Below are 15,946 nucleotides of genomic sequence, written 5' to 3' on the forward strand. Positions count from 1 at the left end.
AAGGTCTAGGAAAATTTCCTAGACCTTTTATTGTTCGATACTTTTTCTTTTTTCAATTTTGGCTAAAGTTTTCGTACCTTCAACCTGCTTTTTTAAGATTTTTAGCAAACGTTGAACGGTAATGTCTTTAGTAAGTTCCGCAGTAATATGCGCATCAAATTCTGTTTCAATTATTTGCGCCTTTTTTAAGACCGCTTTGCCCTCAGACGTTATCCAAATATTAACTATCCTACTATCTTTTTTACTATTATTTTTTTTAACTAGCTTTTTGGCAACTAAGCGATCAATTAGCCGGCTGGGGTTTTCTGATCCACAGATAAGCAATTCGCCAATTTCTGAAATAGACCGCCCATTTTTCAAAGATAGTATTTTTAATACTTCATATTGACTTGGCGTGATATTTATCGTCTTTAGTCTGTGAGCATAGTTTAAATCGCCTTCTTTATCAACTGCTTTGATAAGGTAACGTAATTCTTCAATATCGTGCAAAAAATCACTCCAATTGCTTTTTCATTATATTATATACTAATTTTGCCATTTGTTTCCTAGGTAATAGTCTTGGTAAAAAAGTACTTGTAACATAATTATTAAAACCGTCAATTTTGGAAATTTTGCCCTTGTTTAACGCATTAATTGCCACTTGGACAACATGCTCTGGGGTTCGTAAATTACCATAGGACACGCCTCCACCAGCTGAAAAGAAATTCGTATCGGTAGCTCCGGGACTAATAGCAAGAACCTTTACATTCGTTTGAGCACATTCAGTCGCTAATGCCTCGGTAAAAGATAAAACAAAAGCTTTACTTGCAGCGTAGACTGCCATAGTTGGGATAGGATGGTAGCCAGAGGTCGATGCTACATTAATAATTGTGCCAGTATCTTGTTCCACCATTGGTTTCAAAAAGAGCTTAGTTAAATCAAATACGGCTGTGACGTTCAAATTAATTTGCTGGTGTTGTTTCTCGTAGCTTAAGTCATTTACGCTACCACTTAAACCAAACCCGGCACAGTTCACTAAAGTGTCAACAAAAATATTTTCTTCCTTAACTAAATTAAAAATCTTTGGAGCACTTTCTTGCTCTGACAAGTCAAAACAAAGAATTTGTACTTTAACTTTGTACTCCGTTTCTAATTTTTGCTTTAAGTCTGCTAATCGCTTTTCTGACCGAGCAATCAATATTAAGTTCTGCTTTTCTTTAGCATAATATTCTGCAAATGCCTTTCCTATACCTGAAGACGCGCCTGTAATTAATGTAAATTTTTCCATATTTTTTCCTCACTTAAATATATGTCTAAACATGTATGTTTAGACATATATTACACCGAAAAAGAATAAAGATAAAGATATTTTGCTTACAAAAAGGTTCAAAAAATGAAACGACGCAAGAAAATAGCTTTCTAGTTCATTTTCTCTCTCAAACTACGTTATAAAAACTAAAAAGGCAGCGAAGTCACTGCCTCTTGTTTGACTGAAAAATTAGAAATGGTATGGTTTCATCAAAATTAACATTTGTTCTGATTTTATCTATTACGCAAAAGAAACCAGTAATTTTAATAAAAAAATACCAAGGCGATTAATTCAACCTCAGTATTTCTACCAAACTAAGCTTTACTATATGAAAGTCCACGCTTAAGCCTTTTCCAAAGACTGGTATCATCCGTTTGCAAAATTACGCCCTGATAAATCTTACTGATGTACGTTGTTAAGCAGACAATGGCCACCACCAAAACTAGCAGTGAAACCGCAACTTCGATCATGCTGACGTGGCCGTTAATTACTCTTAGCGGCATCACAAATGAAGAAAAGAACGGCACGTACGACAGGATTTTGGCAAAAATTTGTTCAGGATCCTGGAAAAACATAATGGTGAGAAAGAACGCAATTATTGCAACGGTAGCAACTCCTGAAGCAGCTTTGGAAGAATCTTCCGGTTTGGCTACCAAAGCTCCTGAAAATGCAGCGAGAATAGTATAGATAACTACGCCAAGAACTAAAAAGACCAAGTTGACATTAAGCAAATTGCCCAGCACCTTGTTAATGATTTGCTCGTTGCTGATGAAAAAATGAGCGGTTTTTTGGGCGGTTTGCGCAATTTTGTAAATTATTCCGCCTCCAATAATATAGATAACCACTTGTGTAAGAATTACGCCAAATATACCGAGAATTTTGCCGACAAAATATTTGGCTGCCGTAGTACTGGAAAAGATGATCTCCATAATTTTAGTGCCCTTTTCGGCGGCTATTTCCTGGGCCGTTATGCTGCCGTATAAAATTAAAATCATGTAAACCATCATTACCATTGCAAAAAAGGAAATATACTTAGCTAATTTGTCGTCTGCCTGCCTCTTTTCAATCACTTCACTGTATCGTGGCTGCTGCCTTAGGGCGTTGAACTGTTTTGGCGAAAGTTGCGCTTTTTGGATATTGAGCTGGCTTTGCACCGTTTGCGTGTAACCTTGAATTTTCGCCTTTAATGCGCTATCAATTTCCGAAACACCATGATAATTGGTCTGAACTTGCCCATTGTCTAATTTGAATATAACATAGCCCGCTACTTTTTCGTTTTTCACCGCCTTTTGTGCACTTTTTTCAGTCTTAAATGCTGCACTTACCTTGGCTTTATTTTGTCTGATAAAGTTTGCGCGCAGCTGTGAATTCTGACTCACCACCGCGATTTGGTCATTATCAGAACTGCTATTTTCACCAAACATTCCGCCGAAAAATGAGAATCCAACTAGCAAAAAGGGTGTTAATACCAATATAACAAAGGACCACGACTTAATTTGGTGCCAGTATGTTTGCCGCGCAACAAGCCACATTTTATTCATGTTCTTCACCTGCTTCCATTCTGAATATTTCGTCTAAACTCGGCGGCTGCTGACTAAATTCTTCAATATAGTTACCATGAGTCAGCTCGTTAAAGACTTCCGGACCGCTTTTTTCATTATCGAGCCGTAAGAGATAGCGGTCGTGCTTTTGCTCAACCTTTTGCACATGTGGCAATTGTTCAAGTTCGGCTTGTGTCTTGTCTGTTTTAACAAAAATTTCTGTCTTGCCAAAAGACTCACGTACCGTTTCCAGTTCACCGCTTAAGACTACATGGCCGTTTTTCAGCATGATTAATGTGTCGCAAAGCTCTTCGACATTTGTCATATCGTGACTCGAAAAAATAATAGCCGCCTGTTGCTGTTTCGCATTTAAAATTGCCCTTTTTAGGAGATCGGCGTTAACTGGATCCAAGCCACTAAACGGCTCATCCAGAATAAGCAATTTTGGCTGATGAATCAGCGTACAGATTAACTGAACCTTTTGTTGATTACCCTTAGACAAAGTCTTGATCTTGTCATTTTTTTGGCCCTTAACATCAAAGCGCTTAAGCCAATCATCTATTTGCGGTGTGATTGCTTTAGCAGTGCAACCCTTTAATTGGGCCAAATAAACAATTTGTTGTTCAACTGTCATTTTTGGAAGTAAACTTCGTTCTTCTGGCAAATAGCCAATTGTATTAAAAGTTTTTTCAGTAATTGGCTGATTCTGCCACGTAATTCTTCCGACATAGTGAAGAAAGTTTAATATACTGTGAAAAGAGGTAGTTTTGCCAGCGCCGTTTTGACCAATTAAACCCATAATCTGTCCAGGTTCAACTGTAAAATTAACGTCTTGCAGTGCGCATAAAGAGTTGAATTCTTTGCTTAAATGTTCTACTTTTAACATTGCTAGCCTCCTTATTAATATAAGCTTAAAATACCCTGATTATACCCTAGTGATTAATATAAGTCTAACCATTTTTTAATTTCATATAGATAATAGACTGATCTTTTCATGGTAGAGACTGCAAAGCTTTCATTATAAGGAAATCCACCGTTAATATCGCAATGGATTAGTAAATCAGCTTAATCTTGTGCAATTTCTTGAGCAAACTTTTGCTTAAACTGCCTTTATTTGGTCTGCAATTTGCTGGTAAAGAGAAATTTATTATCTATGTTTATTACTCGTACCCTATTGTTCATATCATGCTATAACAAAAGGCAGCGAAGTCACTGCCTTTTGTCTGGGTAATAAAATTAGATATAGTATTGACCATGTTCTAAAGCAGATTCATCAAAATTAACTACTTTAAATACATAGTTATCAAATGAGTACATCCAGTTATTACGATAATCTTCATAGTCTTTATAAGCTTTCGACCTTTTGAGTGCTTCAATAGCATCTGGTTCGTCTATATCTGCTTCGTCTATAAACGCTTTTTAAGAAACTCCAGTAACTCTCTTAATTTCGAAAACTTTTCATCATTCCATCCATTTAAAAGGCTGTGCTTGGAAACATGATTTTTCCTACGAAGCCAGCAATTTCACTGCTTAAAACTGCATAACCATAACGTCCACGCGTATAGGGCTGAGGGTACTGCCACCAAGTTTGGTATCGGCCTATACCTCCAACGCCATAACTGGCAGTTCTTGCTTTTTTAGAAAATCCATAGTTAATCTACAATGACAGTTGCAGCTGATTAAAATGAAGCAAGGTAATCTAATATTTCAAACATTGCAGCTTTATTTTTTTCTGGCACCGAAGTTTCCATAATCTGTTTAGCAGATTGGTTGAAAACTGAGCCAGCAAGATATTGCGCATCATTAACGACAATTTCTTTAACATTGTCGCTTTCCGGCTCTAAATGGAATTGTAAGCCAACAGCCTGATGACCTAAAACAAATCCTTGATTGGTCAAATTATCATTTGAAAACAAAACTTTTGCCTCTTTAGGTATTTCAAACATTTCTTCATGCCAGTGCAAAACAGTCAATTCATGCGGTAAGCCTTTAATCATGCTTGTTTGCAAGCTAACCGGGCTCCAGCCTACTTCTTTGACGGGGGCTTTTTTAACTTGATAGCCCAAAGTCTTCACTATTTGCTGTGCCCCATAGCAAATTCCTAAAATCGGAACTTGTTCATCCAACAACTTTTTAATTAATTGTCGTTCCTGCTTAATCCACGGCAAATCATCGTTAGGACTCATTGGTCCACCTAAAATAACCAAAAAATCTGTTTCTTCCGCTGTAGGTAAAATACCGAACTGATACGGATGATAGACGTAGAAATCATGGTGGTGCAAATGAGCCCATTCTTGTATAGAACCGGGACCTTCATTTGGTGTGTGCTGTAAAACGTTAATAATCATAATGAACCTCAAAAAAACATAGCATATTATATTTAGTATATTACTCTATGTTAGCCTTGGTTGTATAAATAAACTCACAATTTTCACCAATTGCTCAATCAAAAACTCCTGATAGGTAATAATCTATCAGGAGTTTTTAAAGTTATGATATTTAATTACTTGGCAATGTACCGCGACTTACCATTTAAATATGTTTCAGCCAAAGTCATATCTGGATTCAGTACAATAAAATCAGCTGCCTTATCTGGCGCAATTGAACCACATTTATCTAGAATATTAGCACTCTTAGCTGGAGCATAAGCAGCCATCATAATTGCTTCTTCTGGAGTAGCTGCATTCCAATCAACAACGTTCTTTACCGCAACATTTAACTGCAAAATACTGCCAGCAAGATTGTTACTGCCTTTAAGACGAGCCATTCCATCTCTAACATATACTGGCAGTTCGCCCAGCATGTAGTCGCCGTCAGGCATCATTCCAGCCTCCATACAGTCGGTAATTAAACAAATGTGCTCTGGCCCTTTAAGTTGTATAAGAGCACGAACCATTTCCTTTTTAACGTGGTGACCATCGCAAATTAGTTCATCAGTAACATTATGCAAAGACATAGCCGCATTTGAAATTGAGGAATCATGGTGAGACGGATCAGGCATCCCATTGAAAGTGTGTGTGAACATAGTTGCACCAGCTTCAACACCAGCTTTTGCTTCAGCATAGTTTGCGCTTGAGTGTCCTAAGGAAACAACAACGCCTTCTTGGACAACTTTACGAATAAACTCTTTGGCACCTTTTCTTTCTGGCGCAAGTGAAATTTTGTTAAGCAGTCCGTTCGATTTTTCACGCCAGTCGTTAAATTGGTCAATATCTGGATCAAGCAGATACTTTGGATTTTCTGCACCAGCATGCTCGGCTGTAAAGTAAGGCCCTTCAAAATGTAAGCCCTGAATTTTGGCACCCGTTCCTTCGCCCTTGTGGGCACCAAACATCTCACAAATTCCGGATAACGTATCAGCATCTGCAGTATAAGTTGTCGGCAACCAGCTTGTAACGCCTGAACGCAAAAAGCCTTCAGCTAAATGGTTAATTCCGTCCCAGTCACTCACCATAACATCTTCTTTGAGCGAGCCGTGAACATGGGTGTCAACTAAACCGGGCGCAATCCACTTACCTCGATAGTCCAAGATTTTACCTTCTGGTTTCTTGTCTTCAGGATAGTAATAACCAAACTTACCGTCGTCTTGAACTTCTAGATAGCCGCCTTCTTCGGTTACATTTTCAAGAAAGAACTTGTCTGCTTGAATAAAATAGGTCATAATTTTTTGCCTTTCTCTTAAAGTTTTATTTTTGGTATTTATAAGATAATTTTATCCTAATAAACTGGTATTTACCAGTTCAACCACAAATACTACAAAAAGTTTTAATTTTTTAGTTATAATGGTAATAGGTAGACTAATAGGAAGCTAAAATTATGATAAATAACACGCAAACAAACGAACATCAATTAGGGGCATTGACTGGGGCAAACAGATGTGAAAACTATTATGAACTATACTTTGCCACTGGTGAAGTTGCTCATTTTTATATCTTGGCGGATGGCATCTTTCGCCTTTTTATTGATCCAAATAAAGTATTTAATGACAACCATACCTCGTTTATTCAATTAGCTAACTTTGACAATACTGTTTTTGAGCGTTCGCAAGTACGCGCAACCAGCGATTCATTGATTATTCACTCAGGAAATTATCAAATCATTTTTGGTCAAAAACCAGTGGTGCTGAGTATTTTTGACGAATCTTTGCACAAAACCATATTGTCGCAAGCACAGCCACTTGAGCTAGCAGATAATCAAACTAGTGAATATTTAGTTCAAAATAAAAATGAATTTTACTTCGGCGGTGGTCTACAAAATGGTTATTTTAGTCATAAAGGCCACAAAATTGACATTAAATGTGACCGAATTACCGGAAAAGATGGCGTAATTAGTCAAGTGCCATTTTTTTGGTCGAATGCCGGCTTTGGTGAATTGCGCAATACAGCACAAGTTGGTACTTATGATTTTGGCAAACAAGATCATAATTTAACTACACTTAGTCACCATGACCAAATTTTTGACAGCTTCTATCTTATCGGAAATACGCCACAGTCAATTCTGACAAAATATTATCAATTGACTGGCAAGCCAACTTTGTTGCCAAAATACACTTTAAAATTAGGACATATCGGTAATTTCTGCACGACATTATGGCAGCCAAGTCAGGCAGCAGTTCGTAATGCAACTAGAATTGGCAATGATTTTTATACGCGGACTGCCGATGAAAATGCTGCTTCAGGTAAGGCATCATTAAATGGCGAAGAAAACTATCAGTTTTCAGCTCGTGCCATGTTAGATCGTTACCATGCGCTGCACTTTAACTTAGGCTGGTTTGTTCCAAACTATGGCGTGCAAACCAATTCTGACCAAGCTCTTAGCTTTTTTAATGACTACGCCTTAAATCAAGGTATTCATCCCGGTTTCTGGCATAAAGATGATGTAACCATCCCAGAAAAAACTGCTTTTGCCTTCACTGATAACAGTGCTTTGACTGCATTAGACTCGGAAAAATTAAAAAACAAGCTACCAGACCAACGTTCCTTTGTTCTCAATAGCAATAACTTCATGGGTATGCAAAAAGAGTCGGCACTCGTTTATGGTGATGTCGGTGGAAACTGGGAAAACATAGCAACTCAAGTTGCAGGCATCATTGGCTCAAACCTTTCCGGTCAGCCACTTACTGGTGCTGCAATTGATGGCATTCACGGCGGCGGAAATGCGCAAATTAATGTACGTGACTTTGAATGGAAAGCTTTTACACCGCTTTTATTTAATCTTGATAATCAAGGTGACTTCAGTAAAACACCATTTGCTTATAATAAGAACATCGTCGATATCAACCGGGCGTATTTAAGGCTACGTGCTAAGCTAGCCAGCTACTTACATACACTCAATGTACAAGCACGTGCTGGTTATCCAATTTTACGACCACTTTTTATTGAATTTGCTGAGGAGCAAGTAAATTATACTGATCAATTTGACAGTGAATTTATGCTTGGCAGTAGTCTTTTAATTGCGCCAATTTCTTGTGGCCGGGAAGACGCTGCTGGCAACGCCCGTAAAGATAACCTTTATTTGCCAAACGCGCACACGATGTGGATTGATCTCTTTACAGGTGAAAAGTACGGCGGCGGTCGCGTTTATAACACTTTGTCATACCCAACTTGGCATTTACCAGTTTTTGTTCGTGGCGGTAGTATTTTTGATTTTGGTAACCGCGATTATCTTTTCTATCCACAAGGAAATAGCGAAACGGTAATTTATGATGATGACGATAGCAGTGACTTTGAAGAAAATCATTGCCAGACTCATCTCAGCAGTGCGGTGAATACCGAAAAGCTAACAATTACAGTTGATCCAGTCGAGGGCAATTATTCTAGCTTTAAAGCTGAGCAGACCACTAATTTGACTATCTTGTCAGATTCTTTTCCTGACAAAATTACAGTTAAACTAAATGATCAGACCATTCCGATGCACTTTTACAGCTCGGCTAGCACTTTTAATCAAGTGGATGAAGGGATTTTCTTTAATGCCAACTATTCACTGCCTGAATTTGAACAATATCATGGTAAAAAGCAACAAGCCATTCAAATCAAGATTGCAAACCATGATGTTACTTGTACCAGAATCCAGGTGGTTATTTACAACTATTCGTATAACAATAAAGTCATGCTAGGCGAAATTACCAGTGGACTTTTACCATCACCTAAATTACCAGCAGTTGATGCAGGCAAAATAACAGCACATTCGTTCGAACTGGCATGGTCGAAAGCCAGTGAGGTTCAAGTTGAAATTAACGGCATTCTCTATACCGGAATTCGGGGTAATAGTTTCACGTTTCATGAGTTAAAACCTAACACTCGTTACATTATTCGCATGCGTTACGTATCTCAGAATAAAGTGTCAAAATGGTCTGAACTCTTTGGTATAATTACCAAACACGCTGCCGAGGATTACGCTATTGAAGATATATCAGTGGCATGCAATTTCTCAAGTCGACTAGACCATCCGCTGGAATATCTAACTGATTTAAAGCCAGCTAGCGAATGGCAAACTGAACAAGCAATTTCTCTCGACAATCCATTGATACTAACATTTACTTTTAATGATATTGAAAAGTTAAGCCGCATGTCATTTGTTCCGCGTAACATTGACCATAGTGGAGATCCAACTGATATTAGTCTCGCTATTTCAAATGATGGCGTGAATTACACGACTTATGTAGAACATCTCCAATGGAAAGCAGACAGTAAAAATAAAGTGATTGGCTTACGTGATGTTCGCGCTAAATCGGTTAAACTTGCCATCTACCAGTCTTCTGGCCCAATTATCGCAGCAAGAGAAGTAATCTTTTTCCGAGCTAAAAGCTAGCTTGAAACTTACGCTTTGATTGCTTAAGTTAATTTCAAGTGGTGCTAAACTTATAAAACAAAAAGGCTAACAACTGTTAGCCTTTTTTGCACGCAAAATTTCGTTTTTCTAGAGTAAATAAAAGCTGGACGTCAGCTCAAGGAATTTACTCGAAACGGTCTTGCTTAATCACTCGGTATATAGAAATCACTAAAACCAAAACCGCACAGAGCATAGCAACATAAGCCATCGGCCCGATGCTAATGGCAGCTTGGGCTTGCGCATTGGTCATGTGATTTTCCATTGCGTATTCAACAATCCACTTGCTAAGCAGACGCGGCGTCAAAACAAAACTAACTGTTGCCACAATTGCTGAAACAAGGGCAGTATTTCTAGAATACGGTTCACGGAAAAACTGCGCCATAACACAAAAAGCTGGAGCAATCATTAAAAGTAAAATCCACATAATAATAAGCCTTCCAGCACCACTACTCATCATTTGCGCACTATTAGTTGCGTAGCGATATTTGCCCCACAGCTGCCCTCCAGTAAAAGTGTTAAGCAAGCTCAAAATGTATGAACCGCGTTGACCATAGACACCTCCTCGATTCGACAAAATACCTTGAACGACTTGTAATCCATCGGTTGAACCAGCTGCGGGAAAGTTAACAGTTACTACTTTTTTCATATAAGTAGCTAGAAACATAAGAATTGCGCCACCAAATTGCAGTGCCCGCAACATATTTAACTTTCGCTTAGCTTTCATGGTGAATTCTAAACTAAGAACCCGATTGGGATGATGACTGTGACCAATAACAAAAATCCCAATCGTGACAATAACTGCTAATAAAGCTAATAGCCACCATAACTTAGCCATCACAAAGAAAATGGCTAGCACTACTATTGCTACTCCGACATATGGGCGATCTGAAAATATTTGCCAGAAATTCAACTTTAGGTGGCGATAATCTGTACGAGTTGGAGCACTAGCAGTTTCTTTACTGCGCTGATTTAAAGTATGGGGTTTCGCAGTTGCAGCTTTATGAACCTGTCTTTTACGATATTCACGCCTAGTTATGTGTGAATCTTTACTCATATAGCACATCTTCCTTTCAGATTGAATATCCTATCACGTTTTTTAAGCCAGATGATAGTTTTAGCAAATTCTTAGCAATTTTTTTGTGCTAGAATAAAAAAAGATAGTGTTTTTTAAAAAGTTAAAAAAGAAAGATGAGGATGTTTTGAAAAGTTCTGATAAACTACCTGATGGTTGGCACAAGGCTTTTTATACTTTATGGCTAGGCTGTTTCATTACTGGCATGGGCTACTCAATGACCATGCCGTTTATATCGCTTTTTATTGCTGATCTTGGTCATTATAGCCAATTACAAATTAGCCTTTATTCTGGACTTGCATTTGCCATGACTTTTATTGCCCAGGCAATAGTTTCTCCTTATTGGGGAAATCTAGCTGATCGCAAGGGACGCAAATTAATGTGTATGCGCGCCTCAGGTGTCATGGCTTTGACAATTACAGCAACTGGCTTTGCGCCTAATGCCATGTACATTGTGGTGATGCGGTTTATTCAGGGAGCTTTTTCGGGATATATCAATAACGCAACTGCATTAATCGCCGGCGAAACCCCTCATCAAAAAAGTGGCTGGGTAATGAGCCAAATGATGACTGCGGGAACAGCAGGAAACTTAGTTGGACCGCTTTTAGGAGGTATATTATCTAACTTCTTTGGCAATTGGCTTGGTGGGGCTTGGGGCTACCGCATTCCATTTTTCATTACGGGCTTTTTAATGGTTCTTGTCTTTTTAGGATCAACTTTCCTGGTCAAAGAGGACTTTACGCCGATTTCACGTGAAGAAATGAAGCCAATGAAAGAAATCATGCACACTTTGCCTAACGTCAAGTTAATTGTAGCTATGTTTGCCACTACTCTACTTGTACAAGCAGCAAACATGTCTATTGATCCAATTGTTTCTCTTTACGTAAAGTCAATGATGCCTAATAGTAAAAACATCGCTTTTGTAGCCGGAATTGTTGCTGCCACACCAGGTCTTGGTACCTTAATTGCAGCTTCAAGAATCGGGCATAAAATGGATGAAATCGGGCCATTAAAAATTTTACGCGTTGGTCTTCTGATGGGAGCAATTTTATTTGTACCAATGGCACTTACTCACTCACCGTGGCTACTTGCTGGTCTGCGTTTTTTACTGGGTATCGCCAGTGCGGCAATGTTACCAGCTGCTCAAACTGTTTTAACTCTGAACACTCCGGCAGAAAGTTTTGGTCGAATTTTTAGTTATAACCAATCTTTTCAAGCTGTTGGCTCAGTTTTTGGTTCGATTATGGGATCAACTATATCAGGTGTATTTAATTACTCAGCGGTATTCTGGACAACCGGCTGTACTCTACTTATCAACTTTATTTTAATCATCTTTTTCAGCCTTAGAAAAGTAAATAGATAATCACAAAAAGTCTAATCATCAGAGATTAGACTTTTTTATGCTTTTTTCACCTTGTTCATTACAGCAAAAGTAATAATAAAAATCACGACACTAGTGACTAATAGTGCCCCTAACGCGTAGTCTATCTGACTCACAGCTGAAATTGTTGTAAATGCAGTTGTCATTAAGGGACCAACAACAACGAGAATCGTGTTCAATAACCCAACTGATGAAGCTAAAATTTTGCGATCAACCGTCCCTACCATCCACTGCGTCAATTTGGGACTGGCAATACCGCAGAAGAATCCAAGTAAAGAATAGATAACTAAAATAAAAGTGATTTGCTTACCTATCATCGCCATAATCACACCGGTTGCTGAAGCAGTCGCAAACAAAGCCACAGCATATAGTGAAACGTTTTTAAATAGCTTTGTTCCAAAAATGCTTCCAAGGGCCATGCCAATAGCCGCAATTGCTCCTAAAAGTGCAATTGTAAAACTGTAAGTTCCAATTATCATTTGCTCTCGATTACCTGCAATAACAATTGAAACTAATGGCTCTATTGTACTTAAAATACCATTTAAAAGAGCACATACAAGAGTTGTAGTAAGCAATCCTTGGGCCTTTTTTACCTGCTTAAACGATAAGGCTAAAGTCTTAAAAAAGTTTTGATCATCAACTTCTTGGTTGTCAAAGGGAGTTTCTTTTTTATGCTTACGAGCTAAAGTTAAGTAAATTAACCCGGCCACAATAAAAGTTAGCCCATTGGCTACTGCTAAAGCTGAATAGGACATAAATAAAAGCATCCCTGAACCAACGAATTGAGCAATCATGGTAATTACTTGCGAAATACCGCTAGTAAAGCCTTCTGCTTCGGCGACTTGGTCTTCTTCAACAAGCCCAACAATCAGTGGTGTCACTAACCCAGATGAATAAATGCCTACTGAATCAGAAATAAAGTTAATGACAATTACCATCAGTACAAGATTCCAACCAGCGATGTTCTGGTTAAATAGAATTCCAACAAATAAATACAACCCGCCTCTAATCATTGCTAGCCAAACGGTTTTGCCATACTTATCGCGCGTGCGGTCGGCCAAATACCCACCAAGACTAGAGAAAAGCCTTGGAACAGACTCCGAAATTGCTATCAGTGATAGCGCAAGAGAATAATTTTTAAGCTTGCTGGCATATGTCATCAAAGCTAGATAAAAAAGAATATCACCAGCGGTTGATAAGATGCTGGCAATTGAGAACTTGCGATAATTTTTGTTTTTAATAAATACATCCATAGTTTTCTCTCCTAGTTAATTTGTTGATATTTTTAATTATATTTGAGATATAATTTTCAATATCAAAATGTCATATATGACATTTTTATTTTTAAAAGCAGGTTAATCAAATGACTATTGGAGATTTACTAAAACAATATCGAACCGCGGCGGGAAAAACGCGCAAAGCATGGATTGGCAACATTATCAGCCCCTCTTTTTATTCAAAAGTCGAAAAGAATGCAACCCGAATTTCAGCCGAAGACTTGACTGAAATTTTGCGCTATAACAACGTTAAAATTGCAGATTTTTTTGCTGAATTAGATTACCAAAGCATGACTGACGATGATTTATACAATATCCTGGTTCAACAAATTGTCAACGCATATTACCAGGCTGATAAGCAAAAAATGCAAGACATTCGTCTATCTCTTGTTGACAGTGCCTTGCCAAAAAAAGAAAAGCTAATATTAGATATTGATGCCTTTTCAACTATTATTAATGATTCTTCCAAAAAGTTGAGTCCTAAACTTAAAAACCAGTTGAAAGAAGAATTCTTTAATGCTGAAGAATTAAACAAAGACTCGTTAGAAATATTTTGCAATTTCATGTATTTTTACGATTTTGAAAGTAATCTAACCATTACTAGGAAAATCATTAAGCAATTTAAAGCTAGTACTGATTACATAATTCAGGGAATTGTATTAGCCATCTTAAGTAACATAATCATTATGTGCATTGAGCGTAAAAATTATGATGCTACTAAAGAATTCTTAAAAGCAGCATATGAAATTCCCGTTAGCCCCGAAGTGTGTTTTTATAAAATGATGATCTCAGTACTTAAAAATCTAATTAGCTATCATTACAACAAAAAGCAAGAACTTTTAGATAAATGTGAAAGTACACTGCAGCAATTTGCACAAATTGGAATGGAGCAGTTTGCTAAAGAAGGACATGATTTTATCGCCGAAAATAAAGGCTAATAAAAATGTAAATTTGAAATTCCAAACAAAAAATGAACCAAGTTCTACTTTAATCATAGAATATGGTTCATTTTTATTGTATTAAATTAATCTATGCTAAATCAGCGCCGTTAGTTTTGATAACCTTCTTGTACCAGTCAAAGGACTTCTTCTTGTAACGGTCAAAAGTTCCATTACCTTCGTCGTCTTCATCAACATAGATAAAGCCGTATCGTTTGGACATTTCTCCAGTTGAAGCACTGACTAAATCAATACAGCCCCATGGTGTGTAACCCATTACGTCAGCACCATCAGCAATTGCTTCTGAAATGGCTTCAACGTGTTCACGCAAGTAATCGATACGGTAGTCATCAGCTACATAGTGGTTTTCATCGGGCTGATCAACCGCACCCAAACCGTTTTCAACAATGAACAATGGCTTTTCATAACGGTCTGATAGCTCATTAAGAGCAATTCTTAAACCAGTTGGGTCAATTTGCCAGCCCCATTCACTTGACTTCAAGAACGGATTCTTAACGCCACCCATTAAATTACCGTTAACTTCTTCATGGTTTTCATGCGTAACATCAACAACAGAAGACATATAGTAGCTAAAACCGATATAGTCAACTGGATTCTTAGCTAATAACGCTAATTCTTCTTCTGAACAGTCCAGATCAGACAGTTTAACACCATTGCTAGCTAGCAAACTTTCAGTATATGCAGGATAATGACCTCTTGCTTGAACGTCAGCACAGAAGAAGTTATTTGCTTGATTGTTTTTCAAAGTAGCTAGTTGATTAGCAGGATCAGAATCAAAACTGTAAGTCGTGGTGTAAGCAATCATACAGCCAATCTGCAGACTGGCATCTAATTCATGACCAACCTTTACTGCTTTCGCGCTAGCAACAAATTGATTGTGCCAAGCTTGGAAAATATTCTTCTTATTATTTGCACCATTACTTGTAGTCAGGCCCTGACTAAAAATTGGAAAATGCGATGCACTGTTAATTTCATTAAAAGTCATCCAGTATTTAACTTTGCTACGGTAACGTGTCAGCACAGTCCGAGCAAAACGCTCGTAAAAATCAATTAACTTCTTATTCTTCCAGCCACCGTATTCTTTAACTAGATTTAATGGCATTTCATAGTGTGAAATGGTGATTACCGGCTCAATGTCATTTTTCAAGCACTCATCAATTAAAGCATCATAGAATTCGAGTCCAGCTTCATTAGGTTTTTCTTCATCGCCCTTTGGAAAAATTCGTGGCCAAGCAATTGACATTCGATAACACTTAAAACCCATTTCGGCAAACAGCGCAATATCTTCTTTGAAACGATGATAGTGGTCGTTTCCAACATGATTTGGATAAACTTTATTTGCATCAATAGTGAAATCAAAATCAGGTGAAGCAACAATTTTTATTCTGTCCTTGCCACCAGGTAATACATCAGCAAGTGATAAGCCTTTACCACCTTCTTGATAAGCACCTTCTAGTTGGTTAGCAGCAGTAGCTCCGCCCCACAAAAAACCTTCGGGAAAATTATTCGTTTTCATAAAACAGTCTCCTTTTTACTATTTAAGATTTAACAGCTCAACAGAAACAGTTCCATGTTTCACAAAAAAGCGAAATTAGCT

Annotated in this window: 12 protein-coding genes; 3 read left to right on the forward strand and 9 right to left on the reverse strand. The window is 37.8% G+C overall.

Going from position 1 to position 15,946, the window contains the following annotated elements:
• Positions 1-27: 27 nt before the first annotated feature.
• From AC2JF9_RS04610 to nagA, 6 genes are all read right to left on the reverse strand, one after another.
• Positions 28-489, reverse strand: coding sequence for a MarR family winged helix-turn-helix transcriptional regulator (locus AC2JF9_RS04610; protein WP_500725617.1), 462 nt, complete (start codon positions 487-489; stop codon positions 28-30).
• A 4-nt stretch (positions 490-493) separates the two neighbouring features.
• Positions 494-1,267: an SDR family NAD(P)-dependent oxidoreductase gene (locus AC2JF9_RS04615; RefSeq protein ID WP_500725618.1), complete on the reverse strand. Its 774-nt coding sequence runs from the start codon at positions 1,265-1,267 to the stop codon at positions 494-496.
• Between the two features lie 335 nt (positions 1,268-1,602).
• Entirely contained in the window at positions 1,603-2,829 is a 1,227-nt protein-coding gene (locus AC2JF9_RS04620) for an ABC transporter permease (RefSeq protein ID WP_500725619.1), read from the reverse strand.
• The gene (locus AC2JF9_RS04625; RefSeq protein ID WP_500725620.1) at positions 2,822-3,715 is read right to left on the reverse strand and encodes an ABC transporter ATP-binding protein; all 894 of its coding nucleotides are present in this window, start codon (positions 3,713-3,715) and stop codon (positions 2,822-2,824) included. The genes AC2JF9_RS04620 and AC2JF9_RS04625 overlap by 8 nt, the downstream gene beginning before the upstream one ends.
• Before the next feature lie 793 nt (positions 3,716-4,508).
• Complete coding sequence (locus AC2JF9_RS04630; RefSeq protein WP_500725621.1) at positions 4,509-5,177, reverse strand: type 1 glutamine amidotransferase; 669 nt, start codon at positions 5,175-5,177, stop codon at positions 4,509-4,511.
• A gap of 155 nt (positions 5,178-5,332) precedes the next feature.
• A complete protein-coding gene (gene nagA, locus AC2JF9_RS04635) occupies positions 5,333-6,490 on the reverse strand; it encodes an N-acetylglucosamine-6-phosphate deacetylase (RefSeq protein WP_500725622.1) in 1,158 nt (385 codons plus the stop codon).
• Between the two features lie 155 nt (positions 6,491-6,645).
• Here nagA and AC2JF9_RS04640 point away from each other — a divergent pair, with 155 nt between their 5' ends.
• Positions 6,646-9,639: a glycoside hydrolase family 31 family protein gene (locus AC2JF9_RS04640; protein ID WP_500725623.1), complete on the forward strand. Its 2,994-nt coding sequence runs from the start codon at positions 6,646-6,648 to the stop codon at positions 9,637-9,639.
• A 145-nt stretch (positions 9,640-9,784) separates the two neighbouring features.
• Here AC2JF9_RS04640 and AC2JF9_RS04645 read toward each other — a convergent pair whose 3' ends face one another.
• Positions 9,785-10,714, reverse strand: coding sequence for a cytochrome C5 (locus AC2JF9_RS04645; protein ID WP_500725624.1), 930 nt, complete (start codon positions 10,712-10,714; stop codon positions 9,785-9,787).
• 145 nt (positions 10,715-10,859) lie between these two features.
• Between AC2JF9_RS04645 and AC2JF9_RS04650 the strand changes: the two genes are divergently transcribed.
• On the forward strand, positions 10,860-12,095 hold the full coding sequence (locus tag AC2JF9_RS04650) for an MFS transporter (RefSeq protein ID WP_500725625.1): 1,236 nt from the start codon (positions 10,860-10,862) through the stop codon (positions 12,093-12,095).
• Positions 12,096-12,130: 35 nt separating this feature from the next.
• Here AC2JF9_RS04650 and AC2JF9_RS04655 read toward each other — a convergent pair whose 3' ends face one another.
• A complete protein-coding gene (locus AC2JF9_RS04655; protein ID WP_500725626.1) occupies positions 12,131-13,366 on the reverse strand; it encodes an MFS transporter in 1,236 nt (411 codons plus the stop codon).
• Positions 13,367-13,476: 110 nt separating this feature from the next.
• On the opposite strand from AC2JF9_RS04655, the gene AC2JF9_RS04660 reads away from it, so the two are divergent.
• Entirely contained in the window at positions 13,477-14,328 is an 852-nt protein-coding gene (locus AC2JF9_RS04660) for a helix-turn-helix domain-containing protein (RefSeq protein WP_500725627.1), read from the forward strand.
• Positions 14,329-14,419: 91 nt separating this feature from the next.
• On the opposite strand, the gene AC2JF9_RS04665 is transcribed toward AC2JF9_RS04660, so the two are convergent.
• Positions 14,420-15,865: a glycoside hydrolase family 1 protein gene (locus tag AC2JF9_RS04665; protein ID WP_500725628.1), complete on the reverse strand. Its 1,446-nt coding sequence runs from the start codon at positions 15,863-15,865 to the stop codon at positions 14,420-14,422.
• Positions 15,866-15,946 lie beyond the last annotated feature (81 nt).

It is taken from the genome of Lactobacillus sp. C449L (assembly GCF_059900815.1).

What these genes read in the sequence shown, in the direction of transcription:
- nagA (WP_500725622.1), bottom strand. Translation starts at nt 6,490, where the DNA reads ATGACCTATTTTATTCAAGCAGACAAGTTCTTTCTTGAAAATGTAACC.
- AC2JF9_RS04645 (WP_500725624.1), bottom strand. Translation starts at nt 10,714, where the DNA reads ATGAGTAAAGATTCACACATAACTAGGCGTGAATATCGTAAAAGACAG.
- AC2JF9_RS04615 (WP_500725618.1), bottom strand. Translation starts at nt 1,267, where the DNA reads ATGGAAAAATTTACATTAATTACAGGCGCGTCTTCAGGTATAGGAAAG.
- AC2JF9_RS04625 (WP_500725620.1), bottom strand. Translation starts at nt 3,715, where the DNA reads ATGTTAAAAGTAGAACATTTAAGCAAAGAATTCAACTCTTTATGCGCA.
- AC2JF9_RS04665 (WP_500725628.1), bottom strand. Translation starts at nt 15,865, where the DNA reads ATGAAAACGAATAATTTTCCCGAAGGTTTTTTGTGGGGCGGAGCTACT.
- AC2JF9_RS04640 (WP_500725623.1), top strand. Translation starts at nt 6,646, where the DNA reads ATGATAAATAACACGCAAACAAACGAACATCAATTAGGGGCATTGACT.
- AC2JF9_RS04655 (WP_500725626.1), bottom strand. Translation starts at nt 13,366, where the DNA reads ATGGATGTATTTATTAAAAACAAAAATTATCGCAAGTTCTCAATTGCC.
- AC2JF9_RS04660 (WP_500725627.1), top strand. Translation starts at nt 13,477, where the DNA reads ATGACTATTGGAGATTTACTAAAACAATATCGAACCGCGGCGGGAAAA.
- AC2JF9_RS04630 (WP_500725621.1), bottom strand. Translation starts at nt 5,177, where the DNA reads ATGATTATTAACGTTTTACAGCACACACCAAATGAAGGTCCCGGTTCT.
- AC2JF9_RS04620 (WP_500725619.1), bottom strand. Translation starts at nt 2,829, where the DNA reads ATGAATAAAATGTGGCTTGTTGCGCGGCAAACATACTGGCACCAAATT.